The following is an 18,669-nucleotide window of genomic DNA, read 5'->3' on the forward strand; positions in this document are numbered from 1 at the left end:
TCCGGGAGCGACCGAATACCGTCGGCCCGCAGACGAAAGGTGAGGCGAGTCACGACTGCCGCTCGCGAACACATCCCGCAAACACCGCCCGCGGACACCGCTCAGCGTAGCGCCGCCGCGAGCAACACCGCTCCGGCGAGCAACAACACGAGTGCGCCGACGGGCCGGCCCCCACCGTTGGCGAAGTAGACGACGTAGCCGAGACCCGCGGTGAGCGTGGCGACGCCGCCGGCGACGCCGGCGTGGGCCGTGAGCGCGCGCTGGGCGTCGGCGTCCCGGCCGACCGTCTCGCCGAGGTCGAGCGCCTGAATCGCGGCGTCCCAGGCGACGAGCGCCCCGACCGTCGCTACGAGGAGGAACACGACGGCGACGCCGGCGACACCGCCGACGACGACGCCCCCGAGCGCGGCGACCGCTCCGAGCGAGACGAGACGCGGGGAGCCACTGGCGGTCCCGCCGCCGAGCAGGAGCGTGCCGAGCAAGGCGAGTACGAGCGCACTGGCCGACCCCACCAGCGCGATGGCACCGACCAGTGCGATGGCACCGACCACCGCGGCGTCGTCCGCCGTCGGGCGGGTGTCGATGGCGGGGTCGGTCACGCCGACCACCGCCGGACGGCGTTGGCGACCGTCGCCTGGAACGACTCTTCCCCCCAGTCGACGACCGGGATGCCCGCCTCGCGGAGCGCCGAACAGCGCAGCGAGCGCTCGACGTTCGCCAGTCGTTGCCCGACCGTCCCGCCGACGGTCGGGTCGGGGCTGACGACCGTGACCGGGTTCCCTCCCGCGTCGATGCGGCGGGCCGTCCGCAGCGCGAAGTCGTCGACCAGCGGCGTACAGAACACCACCTGCGCGTCGCTCGGGAGTTGTCGGCGGAGTCTGGCGGTCTTCAGCGTCCCGAAGAACGGGTCGTCGTTCGGGAGCGGGGCGAGCGCCTCGTGGGTCGCGAGCAGTCGGCGAACGCGAGCGCGGTGGCCAGCGCCGGTCCCTGGTGCGAGCCAGCAGTCCCGCGGCGAGAGCGCCGCGACGCCGACCCGGTCGCCGACCTGCCGGCGTCCCTCGTAGACGGCTCCGGCGACCTCGATGGAGCGTTCGAGCGTCGTCCGGTCGGTCTCCTCGCTCGCGACGTACCCCTCCTCGCGGGCGTCGAGGAGGACCACGACCGTCGCCGAGCGCTCGCGCTGGAACTCGACGGTCGAGAGGGTCCCCGTCCGGGCCGCGCGGTTCCAGTCGATGCGGTTGAGCGGGTCGCCCCGACGGTACTCCCGGATGGCGTGGAAGGCGACACCCGACCCGCCCTCGGGGGTGGCCGTCTCGCCGACGATGCCCGCCGCCGTCGGTCGTAGCGGCAGGGCCGCGGGTGTGGGCAGCGGCGGGACGCACTCCAGTTCGGTCGCGACCGCGACGTCGCTGTGATGGGCCGCACTGCCGCTGGAGTCGCGGGCGACGACGTACAGCGGGTCGAACGTGTGGTGGCCGCGTTCGGCGGTGACGTCGTAGCTGAACGTCGTGGACTCGCCGGCCCGCAGCGCGGTCGCGTGTCGCGGTGACCCGTCGGCGACCGTCAGCGTGTCGGGCACGCCGTCGATGAACCGGAGGTCGGGGAGCGTCGACTCGCCCTCGTTGGTCACCGTGACGGTGACCGTCACCGTCTCCTCGCGGTCGGGCGTCGTCGTCGACACCTCGCGGCCGACCGTCAACGACGGGTCGGGGAACACCGCCGCCCGGCCGTGGGCGGCCAGCGCGACGGCGACCACCGACGCGAGCAGGAGTCCCGCCTGCCCGGTGAGGACGCCGATGCCGGCCAGCGCGAGGGCGGCCGCCGTCATCCGCTCTCGCTGGCCGGTCCGGTGGGTGATGGGGTTCATCGGCCTCCCTCGACGTGCCGGGCGAGCGCGCCGACGGCGTGGGCGGCCTCCCGTCGGAACTGCGAGTCGCTGGTCGCGCTGAACCGGAACCGGTCGAGGAAGCTGACGTCGGCCTCGACGGTCGAACTGAAGAACGCCGCCGCCGTGGGGTCGTCGGTCCACGTCCCCTCGGCGAGACGCGTCCGGGCTTCCTCGGGTGTGTCGCCGTCGTAGCGCGTCAGCACGTCGATTGCGACCGTCTCCAGTCGGTCGCGGATGGCGAGGCGGTCCGACGAGCCGTCGACGCGGCCGTACAGCGACGCCGAGGTGAGCAGGTCGTCGAAGGCGTCGCCGGGCACCGTCGCGACGTGCCGCCGTTCGGGTTCGGGGAGTATCGGCGCGTCCGACGGCCCGGACAGGTCGCGGACGGCCTGGAGTGCGATGACGACGGCGGCCAACCCGACGAGCGGAACGAACGACGGCGGGAGCGACACGCTGACGACGCCGGCGGTGGCGACCAGGCCGACGAGGACGGCGAGCGTCCCGAGGACGACCCGCGCCCTCATCTGTCGCCACCGTAGGTCCGCTCGATGCGTCTGAGCGCCGTCGTCGCTCGCTCCTCGCGGTCGGCGTCGACGGTCCGACCGCCGTACCGCGTCGTCTCGAACAGCCGGGTCAGCTCCGCGACGTCGTCGCGGCTCATCCCGGCGTCGACGGCCGCCGCGGCGAACTCGCCGGGTGTCGTCGTCTCGCGGGGGAGGTCGAGCGGGGTCGTCATCTCGCGCCACGCTCGGAAGATGGCGTTCTCGACGTCGCCGGAGTCGTCGATGCGGTCGGCGGCGCGTCCGGCGGCCTCCCCGACCGCCTGGACGCTCGGGTCGGCCTCGGGGTCGGAGTCGGCCTCGGGCGGTTCCTCGTCGGCGGTCTCGCTCGACGAGCGGGTGACGACGACGGCGAGCGCTCCGACGAGGACGAGCGCGAAGACCGCGAGCAACACCGCCGAGGGGTCGGTCGCGACCTGTGCGACCTCGCCGCCGTCGGTACCACCGCCGCCGCCGCTCGGAATCTCGAACTCCCGGCCCAGGAAGCCACCCTCGCCGCCGTCGCGGCCGGGGAACCCCCCGAGCGCGCTGAACAGGTAGTAGAAGAACACGAGTATCCCCGTCAGACCGAACACCGCCAGTGCGGCGGTCTTGACCGCGTCGAGTCCGTCGCGCTTGATCCACCACAGCAGACCGGCCAGTCCGCCGACGAACAGGAGCGCGAGGATGAGTTGGAGTACCAGCCGAGGGATCATCGTCGGCGCGTCCGTGTCCTCCGCTGGCGGGGCCGCACCGGTGTCGAACCGCTCGTTCTCTCCGTCGCCGATGCCGGGGCCGTCACCGGACCCGGAGACCGGTCCACTCGTCGCCGAGTCGAGGGTCGCCGCGCCGACCGCGAGGGCGACGACGGCGAGGAGGGCGACGAAGAGTGGTGCGAGGCGTTCTCTCTCCACGGGCGAGGTAGCAGTCCTCACGGTTTAAGCGTTGACAAGCGCCAGGGCGTGCCAACCCTGAAACCCGTGCCGCTCGTTGGGCGTCGCATGCGCATCGGTCTCGTCTCGGACCTCCACGCCAACGCGGTCGCGTTCGCGGCCGTCCGTGACGCGCTCGCCGAAGCGTCGCTCGACCGACTCGTCTGTGCGGGCGACGTCGTCGGGTACAACCCCTTCCCCGCCGAGTGCGTCGAGGCGCTGCGCTCTGACGCCGCCGCCCGGCAGGTCGGCGTCGAGACGGTCACCACCGTCCAGGGGAACCACGACCGCGCCGTCGCCGACCCCGAACGCTACCGCCACAACGAGATGGCGTTCGCCGGCCTGCGCTACGCGCGCGAGCGACTCGACGACGAGCAACGGGCGTGGCTCGACGCCCTCCCGGTCGAGGCGACGCTCGCCGACGGGCGGGTGCGCGTCGTCCACGACCACCCGGTCGAGCGCGACCGGTACGTCCACCCGGAAGGGTTCCCGGCGCTCGCCGACCACCTCGGCGAGGAGTCGGTGTTGGTGCTCGGCCACACCCACGTTCAGCACCACGAGTGGGTCGACGACACGCTCGTCGTCAACCCCGGCAGCGTCGGCCAGCCACGCGACGGCGACCCGCGGGCGGCGTTCGCCGTCCTCGACCTGCCCGACGACGGGCGGCCGTCGGTCACCGACCACCGGGTCGACTACGACGTCGACAGCGTCCAGGCGGCCGTCGCGGCGGCCGGTCTCCCCGAGCGTACCGCTCGACGGCTGGCGCGCGGAAAGTGAAGAAGCCGCGGGTGGCACCGTGCCACCCGCGGCGCTACTCGGACTGCGAGGAGTGGTAGGGGAGTCGGCCGTTCGCCTACCTGACCGCGTCGCCCGTCACGAGCGCCGCACCGCCGTCGGGTGCGCTGACGTCACCCGACTCGCCGCCGGTGTCGTTGGCGGCTGGGGTGTCTGCGGGGTCGATGGTCGTGATGGTGCCGTTGGCGGCCCCGTCGCTGGAGTTGTTCGCGCTTGGGCCGGCGCAGCCGGCGACGACGAGCATTGCCACGACGAGCACCGCGGCGAGGACGGTTCGAGTAGTCGGTCTCATGTGCAGTTGCTCCGACGATAGCCCACCGAATAAACCGGGTCAGTCGTCCCGACGTTTGCAGCAGCCGACGACCACCGTTGCAGACCGTTTCACCCCGGAGGACCGGCTTAACGGCCCGAGACCCACCGACCCGTCCGACAACCGGTCTGATTCGCGACAAAAAAGGTCTATGGTATCGGACGTTAAGGGATAGATTACGAGCATATGCCGAGGCCTCCGACCACGACGACCGGCCGTGCCATCGCGGTAGTCGTCTGTCTCCTCCTCTCGACCGTGGCGGTCGCCGGCGCGGTCCCCGTGAGTATCGACTCCGTCGAGTTCTCCGGGGACGGCGTCATCGCGACCGACAACGGCGTGACCTACGTCGCTGCGTGGCAGACCCAGACCATCACCGTCGGCCTCTCCGGCGGTGACACCGTCCAGGTCTGTGCCCAACTCGGGGCCGGCGACGACGCCCGCGACCTCTCGTGTAGCCGGACGGCCGGCGGGGGGTCGGTGAGTTTACGCGTCTCGGACTGGGGTGAGACGACCGGCGAGCAGACGCTCACCGTCGTCGCCAGGAACAACTCCGGCACCGTCGACAGCGTCACGCGGACCGTCCGGGTGCTCGCGCCCGGCGGCGACGTCGACGAGGACGGCCTGTCGAACCAGGCGGAGGCCCAGCGCGGGACCAACATGGTGTCGCCCGACACCGACGGCGACGGTCTCACCGACGGTAGCGAGGTGAACGTCCACGGGTCGAACGCGACGAACCCCGACACCGACGGCGACGGACTGAACGACGGCGACGAGGTGAGCACCGAGAACAGCCCCCAGACCGACCCGACGAACCCCGACACCGACGGTGACGGTATCGAGGACGGTCGCGAACAGACCTCGCTCGGGACGAACCCCGCCGACGAGGACACCGACGGCGACGGCCTCGCGGACGGTGAGGAGATCGTCAACGGGTCGGACGGCTACGAGACCGACCCGACCAACGAGGACTCCGACGGCGACGGCCTCACCGACGGCCAGGAGGTCAACAACTACGAGACCGACCCGACGGACCGCGACACCGACGACGACGGCATCCCCGACGGCCTCGAGGTCAGCGAGGAGAACGGCTACGTGACGAACCCGACGAACCCCGACACCGACGACGACGGCCTGCGCGACGGCGAGGAGTTGAACAACTACGAGACGAACCCGACGAAGCCCGACACCGACGGCGACGGCATCCCCGACGGCCAGGAGGTCGAGCAGGGCTCCGACCCCGCAGAGGGCGTCGGCAACACGGGCCTCGACGTCAACGGTCTGCCGATGGTGCTGGGGCTGCTGGTCGCCTACGCGCTGCTGGTCGGGGCCATCATCTGGGTCGGCCGGACGCGCGACGACGCGCCGGCCGCTCCCGAACACGTGCCGACCGACGGCGGGAGCGACGGGGGCGAGACGGTCGCCGCCACGCCCGAACCGATGACCAACGAGGACCGCATCCGGCAGATGCTCGACGCCAACGACGGCCGCATCCGCCAGGCCGACATCGTCGAGCAGACCGACTGGTCGAAGTCGAAGGTGTCGCGTCTCCTCTCGAAGATGGAGGCCGACGGCGAGGTCCGCAAGATATCCATCGGCCGTGAGAACCTCATCGCCCGCCCGGGCGACGAACCCGAGAGCGCCCGCTCGCCGTTCGAAGAACAGAGCTGACCCGCAGGCGCGGACAACCGGCCGCCGTTCGCACCGGCACCACCGGTCGCCCGGTCAGCTCCACCGGTCGCGCCACTCCCCGGTCGATTCTCGGTACGCTATCGCCGCACCGACGAGCGCCGCGAGCGTCAGCGCCCCGACCACGAGCGGGTGGTCCCCGGCGAGCGTCAGCGTCGCGTCGTACACCGACTCGTCTACGCCGGCGTAGACGAGGCCGCCGACCGCGGCGTTGAACGCGAACGCGCCGACGGCGGTGTACCCCGTGAACAGCGCCCGGTGCATCCCCGAGAGTCCCGCCGGAATCGAGACGATGGAGCGGAGGACGGGGAGGAGTCGCCCCCACAGCACCGAGTGGCTCCCCCACCGGCGGAACCAGCGACGGGCGCGCTCGGCGTCGGCCGCCTCGACGCGGAGCCACGTGCTGTCGACGGCGCGTTCGCCGGCGCGGCGGAACAGTTCGTAGGCGACGACCCCGCCGAGGACCGCACCGGCGGTGGCCGCGAGGACGAACAGTCCCAGGGAGGCGGGCGTCGTGACGAGGATGGACGCCGACGCCGGCAGGACGACCTCGCTGGGGAGGAGAGGGAACAGCATGGACGTCTCCAGGAAGACGAACACGAGGACGAACAGGTAGCCGTAGGTGCGCGCGAGGTCGAGTGCGGCCGTCGTCAGGTCCACGAGCGAGCTACACCGTGGAGGGAGATGGGCGTTCGGGCCTCGCTCGGGAGGCGGGCGGGGGGCGGTCGCTCAGAGCGACGCGCGCTCGAACCGTCGAAGGCCGAACAGCACCGGCGCGGCGAACCAGACGAACAGGACGACCAGCGCGGACCACGGCTCGCCGCCGAGCACCGGCCGGACCGAACCTCCCTGGACGAACGCGGTCGACAGCGTCTCGAAGGCGGCCAGCGGTCCGAGGGCGACGAACGTGTCGGCCCACTCGGGACGGGTCGCCCCCTCGAACCCGTTGAGCAGGTAGCTGACGAGCACCGGAAGCTCTGTCCAGAACAGCTGTGTCACCAGCCAGACGGCGCTGGCGACCACGACCGCGCGAGCGGTCGTCGCGACGGCCGCCGAGACGCCGACGGCGACGCCGACGTACACCGTGAGTTGGAGGCACAGCAGTCCGAAACCGACGAGCGACGCCGTCGGGTCGACGACCCCGCCACGGGCGAGGAAGACGGCCAGCGCGACGGCCAGCGTGCCGAACGCCGCCGCGACGAACCACGCGAGTCGCCCGAGGAGCGTGCCGACGAGCACCTGTCGGCGGGAGAACGGGAGCGCCAGCAGGCCGCGGACGCGGCCGCTCTCGCGGTCGGCGGCCAGCGCGTCCGCACACCGGACGACGACGAGGAACGGGGCGACCATGGATACGATACCGACGATGTTCGAGAACGTCACCTGGGGGCTGTCGGCCTGGGTGTACGCGAACAGGCCGGCGACCAGAAGGAACAACACGACCGTCACGTAGCCGTTCCCTGAGCGAACGGGGTCGAGCGCGCTCCGACGGCCGAGCACCGAGAGCGCGCCGAGGCGGCCGGTAATCGAGTCGGCGGCGGTGTCGGTGGCGGTGTCGGGGGGCCTGCCGGTCCCGTTCGTGGTCTCGTCCGAGGTGGCGGTGTCGTCCGAAGTGGCGGTGTCGGTCATCGGAGGCCCCCCGTGTAGGTGGCGAACAGTCGTTCGAGCGAGGCGTCGTCGCTCTCGATGTCGAGCACCGTCGCGTCGTCGGTCCGGACGGCGTCGACGACCGCCGCCTTGCGCTCGTCGGGACAGGTGACCCGGACGCGGTTCTCGTCGGCGACGACGTCCGAGACGTCCTCGAGGTCGCGGACGGCCGCGACGGCCCGTTCGGTGAGCGAGTCGACGCTGACGACGAGCGTCGCCTGCGTCCCCGTCGCGTCACGGAGGTTCTCGATGCTGTCCTCGGCGACGATCTCGCCGTCCGAGAGGATGCCGACGCGGTCACAGACCGCCTCGACCTGTTCGAGGATGTGGCTGGAGAAGAACACGGTCGCGCCGCGGGCGTTCTCCTCGCGGACGATGTCGCGCATCTCGCGGGCACCGTTCGGGTCGAGACCCGTCGACGGTTCGTCGAGGACGAGCAGGTCGGGGGCTCCGACCAGTGCCATCGCAAGTTTCAGGCGTTGGCCCATCCCGGTCGAGAACCCGTCTGCGGTGTAGTCGACGACGCGTCCGAGGCCCACACGGTCGAGCAGTGCGACGGGGTCGTCGTCGCAGCCCTTGGCGTCGGCGACGAACTGAACGTGCTGGCGGGCGGTGAGGTGGCCGAACAGTCGCATGTCGGGGAGCGCACCGACGCGCTGGCGGAGGCGTTCACCCTCCTGCTGAGCGTCGAGGCCGAACACCGTCGCGGTGCCGTCGGTCGGGCGGACGTAGTCGAGGACGATGTCGATGGTCGTCGACTTCCCGGCCCCGTTGGGGCCGAGGAAGCCGAACACCTCGCCACGGCGGACGGTGAGGTCGACGTCGCGCAACGCGACCACCTCGCCGTAACGCTTCTGGAGGGAACGAAGTTCGAGCGCGGACATATCTTCACACGGACAGTGTGTGAGTCTTATCAAGTAGCTATCGACTCGGCGAGACGTGAGGGAAAGGGGGGAAAGGGACGGACGGTCGTCGGACCGTCTGCTGTGGGGGTGCGAGCCGGGACGGGGGGGGAAGGTCCCGACACGCGACCCACACGAACACCCAGGGCGGCACCCGTATTATATCTTTCCCAGCCATGTAAAATTAAGAACTATCATCGACTTTCAAACAGCCGCTCTATGGGAGGGGCGGGCGGTCGTGTCCGTCGGTGGTGCAGGTGCAAGCAGAACGACGACCCGAGTGGGTCGAGTCGGGGGGAGTAGAAACGGGTGCCTCGTCGGGTACCGGCGGCGTCAACGCCGTTTTCGACCCGTCTCGCAGTTCGAACACACCAATGAGCGAGCGCAATCGACGCGACGACCGGAGCGGGGTATCGACACGTGGCTGACGGACCGGACGACGACGGACCGCTCGACGGCATCTTCGAGGCCGACACCGGGCGGTCGCCCGGCGACGGGAACGTCCAGCGGTGGGGCTTCGACGTCCACCCGCGGGTGTTCCCGGTGGCCGCGACGCTCGTCGTGGTGTTCGTCGTGCTGACGCTCCTGTTCGAGCAGGCGTTCTCGCTGGCCGTGGCGGGTCTGACGACGCTCGGTGTCACCGACGTCCTCGCGTCGGTCGGCGTCACGGGCATCGAGGGCTCCTCGATGACCGCCAAGCAGGCGTTCGGGGCCGTCCTCGGGGCCGTCTCCGGGACGTTCGGGTGGTTCTACATCCTCGCGGTGAACCTGTTCATCGTCGTCGTACTGTTCTTCGCACTGAGTGGCTACGGCGACGTCAGACTCGGTGGTCCGGGTGCGGAACCGGAGTTCAGTAACTTCGGGTGGTACTCGATGCTGTTCAGCGCCGGGATGGGTATCGGCCTGATGTTCTGGAGCGTCGGCGAACCCATCACCCACCTCGGGACGGTTCCGCCGTTCTTCGGCGCGGAGGCCGGCACCGCTGCGGCCGGGCAGGCCGCCCTCGGGACGACGTTCTTCCACTGGGGCTTTCACCCGTGGGCCATCTACGCGCTCGTCGGCCTCGGACTGGCCTTCTTCGCGTACAACCGCGGCCTGCCGCTGACGTTCCGGTCGGTGTTCTGGCCGCTGCTCGGCGAGCGTATCTACGGCTGGATGGGCGACCTCGTCGACGTGCTGGCGGTCGTGGCGACGCTGTTCGGCCTCTCGACGTCGCTTGGACTGGGCGTCCAGCAGATCAACGCGGGGCTGACCTTCCTCTCGGGGCGGTACCTCCCGTTCGCGGTGCCGGGATCGACGCTCGTCCAGGTCGGTATCATCGCGCTCATCACGGCCGTCGCCACGCTGTCGGTCGTCGCGGGCCTCGACGAGGGGGTCAAACGCCTCAGCGAACTCAACCTCTACGTGATGGGCCTGTTGCTCGGCGCGGTGTTGCTGCTGGGCCCGACGGTGTTCCTGCTGGGGACGTTCGTCGAGACGCTGGGGTTCTACGTCAGCGTCCTCCCCGAACTCGCGTTCTGGAGCGAGTCGTTCTCGGGGACCACCTGGCAACACACCTGGACCGTCTTCTACTGGGGCTGGTGGGTGTCGTGGTCGCCGTTCGTCGGTATGTTCATCGCACGCATCTCGCGGGGTCGGACCGTCCGGGAGTTCCTGCTTGGCGTGCTCGTCCTCCCGGCGCTGTTCTCGTTCCTCTGGATGGCGACGTTCGGCGGGAGCGCGCTGTTCGTCGAGTTGAACGGCGGCGGGGGCCTGACGGGGGCCGTCGAGAACGACGTCGCGACGGCGATGTTCGAACTGTTCGCGGTGTTGCCGCTCACGGCCGTCACCAGCGTCGTCGCCGTCGTGCTGGTGACGACGTTCTTCGTCACCTCCTCGGACTCGGGGTCGCTCGTCGTCGACCACATGACCGCCGGCGGGAAACGGGAGGTCCCGAAGACACAGCGCGTGTTCTGGGCCGTCTCGGAGGGTGCGGTGGCAGCCGTCCTCCTCATCGGTGGCGGGTTGAGCGCCCTCCGCACCGCCGCCATCACGACCGGCCTCCCGTTCACCCTCGTCTTGTTGGTGCTCTGTTACACGCTGTACCTCGGACTGCGGAACGAACGCGAAATGCTCGAATCCGACCGCTTCAGCGCTCACGTCGACCGTCTCGTCGAACGCGGCGACGTGGAGGTCCGCACGTCCAACGACAGCGTCGTCACCGACGTCCGCGACGACGCGGAGTCCGCGACCGACCGGAGCGGTACGTCGCCGGCGACCGACGACTGAGTACCCGGAGAATGCGGTTCACGGGCGCTCTCCCGTCAGTCGTGCGACAGCATGACATAAGTGCCACGCGCACGCAACGCGAACCGTTAGTCTCGAAACCCGAGAGATAGGAGACGGTGGGGATGCGGTTCCGACGCCTCTCGACGCCTCTCGGCGTGTGGCGAGGGCGCGGCCGCGACGAGACGATGCCTCTGACAGCCATCGGCCACCCCGCCATCGGCGGCCAGGGATTCTACCGACGAATAACTACGGATAGCCACCGCGCCGTGAGCTACTGCGGCGCGGACCGGTTCGCGACCGAGACGAGCGCCGACTGTCACCCACGAGCGCTACGAGTCGTCGGCGTCGTCACCGTCGCTGTCGGCATCGGCGACATCGGCGGAGTCTGCGTCGGTCGTGTCACCCCGGTCGTCGCTGTCGGCGTCGTCACCGTCGACGGCGTCGGCGTCGTCCTCGCGATACTGGCTCCGGAGCGTCTCGAGTTCCGATTCGACCTCGGCGTCGATGCGCGCCCGCTCGACGGTGTCGCTACCGGTGTCGGCGGTCCGGTCGTCCGCGAAGAACCCTTCCGAACGGAGTTCCTCGATGGCTGCGGCCCGTGCCTCGGACTCTTCGACGTGGTCGGCCGCGTCGGCGACTCGGCGGTCGGCGTACCCCGCCTCGGACTCCTCACCGAGGGCGTCGGCGACCGACGCTTCGGCGCGGGCGGCGCTCTGGCGGGCGGTCAACTCCGCGCGCTCGGTCCGGAAGCGTTCGACGCGCTCGGCGAGTTCGCTCCGGCGACCCTTCAGCGACGACTCGGCGTCCCGTAGCTCCGCGATGCGCGCCTCCACGTCGTCCAGTCGAGCCATGTCGTCGCGTTTGGCCGACAGGTGGTCGCGGGCGACGGCGTCCTCGCCGTCCTCGACCGCCTCGCGTGCGCGGTCGTTGTGCGAGGAGACGCGGTCGTCCAGTCGGTCGGCCTCGCGTTCGAGGCGCTTGCGCTGGGTGACGAGGTCGACGAGCGCCTCGTCGACGCGGGCGAGTTCGTCGCGAAGCCGCTCGTAGGTGTAGTCGAGGTTCTCCTGGGGGTCTTCGAGGTCGTCGAGGAGGCGGTTCAGTTCGCGTTCGAACGCCTCGGTCGTCCGGTCGAACAGTCCCATACCCGAGAAGGGCTGTCGACCGACTTAGGGGTTCGTGCGAGACGGGAGGTGCGGGGGGTCCGACGGCGCTCGGCTTACTCCCAGTTGTGGAGCGCGTCGAGAAACACGTCGCGGACGTCGGCTTCCGTCACCGGCCGGGGGTTGGTCCGCAGGAGACGCTCCTGGGTGTCGACGGTCTGGGCCGCCAGCCAGTCGACGTCGTCTGCGGTGATGCCCGCGAGTTCCGCGAGACCACTCGGGATGACGTTCAGGTCGCGCTGTAACTGGACGTACTGGGTCTTCAGCGCGTCGGCGGCCTCGCGGTCGGTCCGACCGGTCGTCTCGACGCCGAACAGTTCGGCGACTCGCGAGAACCGGGCGGGGTCGCTCCCCGAGTTGTAGTCGATGGTGCTCGCCGGCGTGAGGACGGCGATGGTCTCGCCGTGGGTCGTGTGGTAGCGGTTGCCGACGGGGTAGGCCATCGCGTGACAGAGCGTCGCGCCCGCGGTCAGCCCCGCGATGGCTCCGAACAGCGCCCCCTGGAGCATGTTCGCGCGCGCCTCCAGGTCGTCGCCGTTGTGGACCGCCGTGCGGACGTTGCTCGACAGCAGGTCGATGGCCTTCTCCGAGAACATCTCGGTCAGCGGCGTCCGCCCGGCGTACACCGGCCGGTCGGCGGGGTCGCTCGGCCGCAACAGTGCGTCGTACTCGTGGGTCGTGTAGCCCTCGATGGCGTGGCCCAGCGCGTCCATCGCGGTCTTGGCCGTCTGCCCCGGTGGCAGCGTCGTCGTCAGCGCCGGGTCGAGCACGGCGGCGTCCGCGCGGATGTGGTTGCTGGAGATGCCCTCCTTGATGTTCTTCTCCTCCACGGAGAGGATGGCGACCGGCGATATCTCAGCCCCGGTCCCCGCCGTCGTCGGGACGAGCACGAGCGGCGGCCCCGACTCCGCGATGGCCTTCCCGTTGCCCGTCGGTTCGGCGACGTAGTCGAGCGGACTGCCGCCGTTGGCGACGACGGTGCGGGTGGCTTTCGCCGTGTCCTGACAGCTCCCGCCACCGAGGCCGACGTAGTAGTCGTAGCCCGCCTCGCCGCGTTCGTCGCGGACGAACTCGACGCACTCCTCGACGTCGCTGACCGATGGTTCCCGACGGGCGTCGTCGTAGACGTCCACCGAGAGGCCGGCCTCGCTCAACAGCGTCTCGACGCGCTCGGCGTGACCCGCCGCGACCAGGCCCTCGTCGGTGACGACCAGTCCCGTCGCGTCTTCGTCGACGCCCAGGTCGCGCAACTGGAACGGCAGTTCCTCGATGGCGTCGCGTCCGAAGCGGATCTGTGGCATCTGGACGTGCCAGACCGTCTCCGGGGCGAGGTCGTGGTCCGGCGCGGACACCGACCGCTCGTAGCTCACCGCGACTCACCTCGGATGACGGCCCACTGCCGGTGGGGCGTGCTGTCGTCCATGGGTAGCACGGGACACGACGGGAGTTGAAACTACCGTCGCCGAGTCGACACGAAACGGAGGGGTCGAGGGGGGCCGGGGGGCCCGACACCCGCTCAGCCGGTGTTCTTCATCCCGGCGGCGATGCCCTTGACGGTGAGTCTGAGGGTGCGGTCCTCGGTCGGCGTCCGGTGGGTCCGGCCGAGCAGCGTCATCTGGAGGTAGTTCAGCGGGTCGACGTACGGGTTGCGGTGGCCCAGGTTCTCCTCCAGCCAGTCGCGGTCGACCAGTCGCTCTCGTCCCGTCACCTCGAAGACGAGTTCGCAGGCGCGGTCGTACTCGGCGCGGATGCGGGGGAAGAACGCGTCGCGCAGGTCCTCGTCGGCGAGGTCGGCGTAGCCGGCGGCGATCTCCATCTCGGTCCGGGCCAGCGACAGCGCGGCGTTGTCGAGCATCGTCCCGAAGAACGGCCAGGACTCGTACATCTCCCGGAGCGTGTCGAGGTCGCCGCCGTCGTCGAGGTAGGCGTCGAGACCCGCCGCCAGCGAGTACCACCCGGGGATGATACACCGCGCCTGGGTCCAGGAGAACACCCACGGAATCGCTCGAAGGTCCTCGACCGACCGTTCACCCGACCGCGAGGCCGGGCGCGACCCGAGGTTGAGGTTCTCGATGACGGTGATGGGGGTGGCCTGCTCGAAGAACGCGACGAACCCGTCGGTCTCCAGCAGGTCGCGGTACGACTCGCGGGCGGCGTCGGCGGCCGTCTCCATCGCCTCGCGCCACTCGCTCCTGATGCGGACCCGGTCGCCGTCGAGCGCGCGGTGACGAGCGCGAAGTTGGGCGTTCAGCATCTGTTCGAGTTCCCGCTCGGCGATGCGCGGGTTGGCGTACTTCTCGGCGATGGCCTCGCCCTGTTCGGTGAACTTCACCTGTCCCGTCACCGTCGAGGCCGGCAGCGCGAGCAACGCGTCGTGCATCGGGCCGCCACCGCGGGAGATGGACCCCCCGCGCCCGTGGAACAGGCGCAGGTTCACGTCGTAGTCGTCGCAGATGGCCGCCAGCCGTTTCTGGTTGGTGTGGAGCGACCACTGGGCGGCGAGGTAGCCGTTCTCCTTGTTCGAGTCGGAGTACCCCAGCATTATCTCCTGAGTGCCGTTGCGGGCCTCGACGGCCGCGGCGTACGCCTCGTTCTCGAACAGCGTCCCCATGATGCGCCGGGCACCCGACAGGGCGTACTCCGTCTCCAGCAGGGGAGCCACGTCCAGCCCCGAGTACCCCGGCAGGTCGACGATGCCGGCCTGGTCGGCGAGGAAAAGCACTTCGAGGACGTGGCTCGGCTCCTCGCACATCGAGATGCAGTAGGTGTCGATGGCGTCGACGCCGTACTCGCGGTGCCACTCCGCCGTCGACTCGAACAGTTCGAGCACCTTCGCCGTCGTCTCCGAGCAGTCGTCGCGGTCGCTCACGTCGACGAGCGGGTCCGGTTCGAGGATGGCCTCGGTGAGCAGGTCGACGCGTTCGGCCTCGTCGAGCGCGGCGTAGTCGATGCCCTCGCGTTCCAGCGTCTCGGTCACCGCCAGGGTGTGGTTCTCCTGGTGGTCTCTGAGGTCGAGGCTCGCCAGCGAGAAGCCGAACGTCGACACCTGCCGCCGGAGCGGGTCGACGTGGGCGGCCGCCACGGAGTCCGCGCCGTTCGCCCGGAGGTCGGTCGCCAGCGCGTCGAGGTCCGCCAGCAGGTCCGCAGGCTCCTCGTAGCCGCCCGGGCGGACGCTCCCCACGCGGACGACGCGTTCGCGCAGGAGCTTCAACAGTTGGCGGTACGGCTCGTCGGGGTAGCGCAGTTCGGCCTGGTCGGCGATACCGGGGAGCGTCTCGGCGTGGCGCTCCAGTCGCGCGAGGACGTCATCACCGACGTCGACGCGGGTGGCGTCCTGACTCACGACCCCGGAGATGCGCTTGAGTTCCTGCCGGTAGCGGTCGAGGACGACCGCGCGCTGGCGTTCGAGCGTCTCGTCGGTCACCTCGGGGGTGACGTAGGGGTTGCCGTCGCGGTCGCTGCCGGCCCACGACCGGAACTCGAACAGCTTCGGAACGTCGGCGATGCCGTACTGCTCGCCCAGTTCGGTCTCCAACTCGTCGTACACCTCGCCGACGACGTCGAACAGCGTGTTCTCCAGGTACCACTGGACGTTCAGCGCCTCGTCGGTGACCTGTGGGGTTCGCTTGCGGACCTGGGGGGTCTGCCAGAGGCTCGTCACCTCGGCGTCGAGCGCCCGCCACAGGCGGTCGCGCTCGTCGTCGGTCAGGCGGCGCTCGTCGAGGTCCTCCAGTCCGTCGGCGACCGCCCGGAGTTTCGACTTCACCGTCTTCCGACGGGCCTCGGTGGGGTGGGCGGTGAACGTCGGTTCGATGAGCACGTCGTCGAGGACGCTCACGACCTGCTCGGCGTCGGCCCCCTCGGCCGCGAGCGTCTCGACCGCCTCTGCGACGCCGTCGGCGAGCGTCTCGGTCTGTTCGTCGCGGCGTAGCGAGCGCACCCGTTCGCGCTCCTCGGCGAGGTTGACGAGTTCGAAGTAGGTGGTGAACGCGCGGGCGACCTCTCCCTGCCGCGTCGCCGAGAGGTCCGCGAGCGCGGCTTCCAGGTTCGCCGGCGAGTCGGCCTCCCCACGTCGATAGGCGATAGCGGCGCGTCGGACCTCCTCGACCGTCTCGAACGCGCCGGGCGTCGAGAGGTCGGCGACGGTGTCTCCGAGCAACGCCCCGAGTTCCCGAACGTCCTGGCGTACACCCCTGCTATGCAATCGCGTGTCATCCATGCCCGAACGAGTGGGCCACAGGACCAAAAGCGTACCACGCCGTCGCAAATTCCGCGATACCACCACACGGCGTCCGAGCGCCCCGATTTCGAGCTATCCATCACGGTCGTTCGACGGAGTTCGACCCCCGGTTACCAAACAGGTACTCGATTGTGAGTAAATAACTTGAAGGAGGAGCGACTACGTCAACGCATGGCAGTGGGAACCGCACACGACGGAAAGACGAACCTCATCGGTGGTCGGTGGGAGCCATCGAACGCCCGCATCGAAGTCGAGGACCTCGCCGACGGCGGCACGTTCGCCGAGATCGCCAGCGCGACCGCCGAGCAGGCGACGGCGGCCGTCACCGCCGCCGAGCGAGCGAAACGCCCGATGCGCGAGAGCACCATCGTCGAGCGCGCGGGGTGGCTGGAGGAGATCGCCGACGGTCTCGAAGCCCGGAAGGCGGAGCTCGCGGAGGTCATCGTCCGCGAGGCCGGCAAGCCCATCTCCAGTGCCCGCGGGGAGGTCGACTCCGCCGCCGAGCGGTTCCGCCGCGCGGCCGAGGAGGCCCGCAACCAGCAAGGCGAGTTCGTCGAGGGGACGACCGAGGGCCATGAGGGCTGGCAGGCCATCGTCAAACCCCAACCGGTCGGCGTCGTCCTCTGTGTGACGCCGTACAACTACCCGCTGGCAACGACCGCACTGCAGGTCGCGCCCGCGCTCGCGGCTGGCAACAGCGTCGTCTGCAAGCCCGCGACGAAGACGCCCATCAGCGGAGCCATCCTCGCCGAGGTCGTCGACGACGTCGACCTCCCCGAGGGCGCTTTCAACTTCGTCGCCGGTCGCTCCAGCGACATCGGCGACGTCCTCGCCGGCGACGACCGCCTCGACGCCGTCGCCCTGACGGGCTCTTCGAACGCGGGCAAACACGTCGCTCGCGAGTCGGGGATGGTCCACCTCCACATGGAACTCGGCGGGAACGCCCCCGCGCTCGTGTTCCCCGACGCCGACCTCGACGCGGCTGCCGCCGACTGTGCGAAAGGCTCGTTCAAGTACGCCGGCCAGCGCTGTTCGGCCGTCTCTCGAGTCCTCGCCCACGACGAAGTCCACGACGAACTCGTCGAACGCATCGAGGCCCAGATGGACGACTGGCAACCCGGCGACCTGTTCGACGAGGACACCGCCATCGGCCCGCTCATCAGCGAGTCCCAGGCCGCGTGGGTCGAGGAACTCGTCGTCGACGCCGTCGAGAAGGGCGCGACGCTCGTCCGGGGAGGGGAGCGTGACGGCAAGACGGTCGAACCGACGCTGCTCGCGGACGTCCCCCACGACGCCCGCATCCTCCACGAGGAGCAGTTCGGCCCCGTCGCCGCCGTCGCCCGCGTCGCCGACGAGGCGGACGCCGTCGGCCTCGCCAACGAGGGCGACCTCGGTCTCGACGCCAGCGTCTTCACCGCCGACCACGACCGCGCGATGCGCCTCGCCGACCGCATCGAAGCCGGTGCCGTCCGCCTCAACGGCGCGCCGTCCCACGGCCTCGGCGACATCCCCTTCGGCGGCGTCGGCGACTCCGGCATCGGCCGCGAGGGCATCGGCTACTCCATCGAGGCGTTCACGACGACGAAGAGTATCGTCCTCTGAACGAAACCGCTGCCCGACCGTCTCACACCCACAGCAACGTATCGACGACGACTCTCGCGATGGGGAAGTGTTTCTCGGCGCAAACTGCGTAGCTGTAACTGGCCAGTATCATCACGACCAGCACCGACAGCGTCACGAACGCGACGAACGCGCTCCGCGTCTCCACCAACGACGGGTCACCGCTCGCGAACGTCCAACTGGCGACCGCCGCGACCACCGCGGACGGGAGTGCTTCCGTCGTCGACGTGAGGAGTCGTGTCGAGGGACGCATCCAGGTCGTCGAGAGATACGAGAGAGTACAAGTAGCTACCTCCACCGTCGACCGGGTCGGAGGAGGTCGACGGACTTCTCGCAGACGGGATGCCGGTCGTGGAGAGTCGGTAGTGACCTGCCGGCGCAGGCAGGCGTGAGCACCATCCGTCGTCCGGGAGAGGTCACAGATGCAATGACACGAGGATTCGGAGAACCCGACGTCGGCAAGCCAGTGTTCTCGTCACGTGGCGACCGACTCGGAACCGTCAGCGAGGTTCGTGACGAAGACACCGCTCGGGTCGACCACGACGACAGCGACGGGTTGACCGAGAAAGTCAAAGAGATGCTCGGGTGGGACGACGACGAGGACCACCACGACCTGCAGCGAGACCACGTCGAACGGCGCGACGACGACGGCATCCATCTCCGGGACCGGTAGTCGAGACCACCC

Annotated in this window: 17 protein-coding genes; 5 read left to right on the forward strand and 12 right to left on the reverse strand. The window is 70.0% G+C overall.

All coding sequences use genetic code 11. The features are described 5' to 3' along the window. Positions 1-101: 101 nt before the first annotated feature. Genes M1L36_RS05340 through M1L36_RS21545 form a run of 4 tightly spaced genes read right to left on the reverse strand, consistent with a single transcriptional unit; the run spans position 102 to position 3,341 of the window. Complete coding sequence (locus tag M1L36_RS05340) at positions 102-599, reverse strand: DUF7519 family protein (protein ID WP_250872691.1); 498 nt, start codon at positions 597-599, stop codon at positions 102-104. Next, a complete protein-coding gene (locus tag M1L36_RS05345) occupies positions 596-1,867 on the reverse strand; it encodes a DUF58 domain-containing protein (protein WP_250872692.1) in 1,272 nt (423 codons plus the stop codon). The genes M1L36_RS05340 and M1L36_RS05345 overlap by 4 nt, the downstream gene beginning before the upstream one ends. After that, entirely contained in the window at positions 1,864-2,412 is a 549-nt protein-coding gene (locus M1L36_RS05350; protein WP_250872693.1) for a DUF7269 family protein, read from the reverse strand. Before M1L36_RS05350 ends, M1L36_RS05345 begins: the two co-directional genes overlap by 4 nt. Next, positions 2,409-3,341 carry a DUF4129 domain-containing protein gene (locus tag M1L36_RS21545; protein ID WP_250872694.1) on the reverse strand — a complete coding sequence of 311 codons (933 nt, stop codon included), beginning with the start codon at positions 3,339-3,341 and terminating at the stop codon, positions 2,409-2,411. Before M1L36_RS21545 ends, M1L36_RS05350 begins: the two co-directional genes overlap by 4 nt. 87 nt (positions 3,342-3,428) lie before the next feature. Between M1L36_RS21545 and M1L36_RS05360 the strand changes: the two genes are divergently transcribed. After that, complete coding sequence (locus M1L36_RS05360) at positions 3,429-4,136, forward strand: metallophosphoesterase family protein (RefSeq protein WP_250872695.1); 708 nt, start codon at positions 3,429-3,431, stop codon at positions 4,134-4,136. Positions 4,137-4,212: 76 nt separating this feature from the next. On the opposite strand, the gene M1L36_RS05365 is transcribed toward M1L36_RS05360, so the two are convergent. Continuing rightward, complete coding sequence (locus M1L36_RS05365; RefSeq protein WP_250872696.1) at positions 4,213-4,446, reverse strand: hypothetical protein; 234 nt, start codon at positions 4,444-4,446, stop codon at positions 4,213-4,215. A gap of 204 nt (positions 4,447-4,650) precedes the next feature. Here M1L36_RS05365 and M1L36_RS05370 point away from each other — a divergent pair, with 204 nt between their 5' ends. Next, positions 4,651-6,132 carry a helix-turn-helix transcriptional regulator gene (locus M1L36_RS05370; protein WP_250872697.1) on the forward strand — a complete coding sequence of 494 codons (1,482 nt, stop codon included), beginning with the start codon at positions 4,651-4,653 and terminating at the stop codon, positions 6,130-6,132. A gap of 54 nt (positions 6,133-6,186) precedes the next feature. On the opposite strand, the gene M1L36_RS05375 is transcribed toward M1L36_RS05370, so the two are convergent. The 3 genes from M1L36_RS05375 to M1L36_RS05385 all read right to left on the reverse strand — a co-directional run bounded on the left by M1L36_RS05375 (position 6,187) and on the right by M1L36_RS05385 (position 8,678). Next, complete coding sequence (locus M1L36_RS05375) at positions 6,187-6,810, reverse strand: DedA family protein (protein ID WP_250872698.1); 624 nt, start codon at positions 6,808-6,810, stop codon at positions 6,187-6,189. Positions 6,811-6,879: 69 nt separating this feature from the next. Further along, on the reverse strand, positions 6,880-7,776 hold the full coding sequence (locus M1L36_RS05380) for an ABC transporter permease subunit (protein WP_250872699.1): 897 nt from the start codon (positions 7,774-7,776) through the stop codon (positions 6,880-6,882). Next, entirely contained in the window at positions 7,773-8,678 is a 906-nt protein-coding gene (locus M1L36_RS05385; RefSeq protein WP_250872700.1) for an ABC transporter ATP-binding protein, read from the reverse strand. Before M1L36_RS05385 ends, M1L36_RS05380 begins: the two co-directional genes overlap by 4 nt. Before the next feature lie 438 nt (positions 8,679-9,116). Between M1L36_RS05385 and M1L36_RS05390 the strand changes: the two genes are divergently transcribed. Then, entirely contained in the window at positions 9,117-10,964 is a 1,848-nt protein-coding gene (locus M1L36_RS05390) for a BCCT family transporter (protein WP_250872701.1), read from the forward strand. Positions 10,965-11,293: 329 nt separating this feature from the next. Here M1L36_RS05390 and M1L36_RS05395 read toward each other — a convergent pair whose 3' ends face one another. The 3 genes from M1L36_RS05395 to ppc all read right to left on the reverse strand — a co-directional run bounded on the left by M1L36_RS05395 (position 11,294) and on the right by ppc (position 16,343). After that, positions 11,294-12,106, reverse strand: coding sequence for a PspA/IM30 family protein (locus tag M1L36_RS05395; RefSeq protein WP_250872702.1), 813 nt, complete (start codon positions 12,104-12,106; stop codon positions 11,294-11,296). 74 nt (positions 12,107-12,180) lie between these two features. After that, entirely contained in the window at positions 12,181-13,494 is a 1,314-nt protein-coding gene (locus tag M1L36_RS05400; RefSeq protein WP_250872703.1) for a hydroxyacid-oxoacid transhydrogenase, read from the reverse strand. Between the two features lie 146 nt (positions 13,495-13,640). After that, a complete protein-coding gene (gene ppc / locus M1L36_RS05405; protein ID WP_250872704.1) occupies positions 13,641-16,343 on the reverse strand; it encodes a phosphoenolpyruvate carboxylase in 2,703 nt (900 codons plus the stop codon). 192 nt (positions 16,344-16,535) lie between these two features. Between ppc and M1L36_RS05410 the strand changes: the two genes are divergently transcribed. Next, positions 16,536-17,966 carry an aldehyde dehydrogenase family protein gene (locus M1L36_RS05410; protein ID WP_250872705.1) on the forward strand — a complete coding sequence of 477 codons (1,431 nt, stop codon included), beginning with the start codon at positions 16,536-16,538 and terminating at the stop codon, positions 17,964-17,966. A 22-nt stretch (positions 17,967-17,988) separates the two neighbouring features. Here the strand turns inward: M1L36_RS05410 and M1L36_RS05415 are convergent, their stop codons facing one another. Then, positions 17,989-18,237, reverse strand: coding sequence for a hypothetical protein (locus M1L36_RS05415; protein ID WP_250872706.1), 249 nt, complete (start codon positions 18,235-18,237; stop codon positions 17,989-17,991). 174 nt (positions 18,238-18,411) lie between these two features. Between M1L36_RS05415 and M1L36_RS05420 the strand changes: the two genes are divergently transcribed. Then, complete coding sequence (locus tag M1L36_RS05420) at positions 18,412-18,657, forward strand: DUF8593 domain-containing protein (RefSeq protein WP_250872707.1); 246 nt, start codon at positions 18,412-18,414, stop codon at positions 18,655-18,657. The last annotated feature ends 12 nt before the right edge of the window (positions 18,658-18,669 follow it).

The organism is Halomarina rubra, assembly GCF_023699475.1.
Classification (GTDB): Archaea; Halobacteriota; Halobacteria; order Halobacteriales; family Haloarculaceae; genus Halomarina; species Halomarina rubra.